Annotated in this window: 1 rRNA gene; it reads left to right on the top strand. The window is 55.6% G+C overall.

The window, feature by feature from the left end:
* Nucleotides 1–498 (top strand): 16S ribosomal RNA (locus HMPREF2806_RS04250); the annotation flags it as partial.
* Nucleotides 499–507 lie beyond the last annotated feature (9 nt).

The raw sequence follows: 507 nt of genomic DNA, 5'->3' as shown, positions 1-507 counted from the left end.
ACAGGTGGTGCATGGTTGTCGTCAGCTCGTGTCGTGAGATGTTGGGTTAAGTCCCGCAACGAGCGCAACCCTTGTCTTATGTTGCCAGCATTTGGTTGGGGACTCATGAGAGACTGCCGGGGTTAACTCGGAGGAAGGTGGGGATGACGTCAAATCATCATGCCCCTTATGTCCAGGGCTTCACACATGCTACAATGGTCGGTACAACGCGCAGCGACACTGTGAGGTGGAGCGAATCGCTGAAAGCCGGCCTTAGTTCGGATTGGGGTCTGCAACTCGACCCCATGAAGTCGGAGTCGCTAGTAATCGCAGATCAGCAACGCTGCGGTGAATACGTTCCCGGGCCTTGTACACACCGCCCGTCACGTCATGAAAGTTGGTAACACCCGAAGCCAGTGGCCTAAACTTGTTAGGGAGCTGTCGAAGGTGGGATCGGCGATTGGGACGAAGTCGTAACAAGGTACCCGTACCGGAAGGTGCGGGTGGATCACCTCCTTTCTAAGGAGC

The sequence above is a fragment of the Corynebacterium sp. HMSC076G08 genome, assembly GCF_001811515.1.
Classification (GTDB): domain Bacteria; phylum Actinomycetota; class Actinomycetes; order Mycobacteriales; family Mycobacteriaceae; genus Corynebacterium; species Corynebacterium hiratae.
The sequence above is the reverse complement of the archived record's forward strand: the minus strand, read 5'-3'. Positions and strand labels throughout refer to the sequence as shown.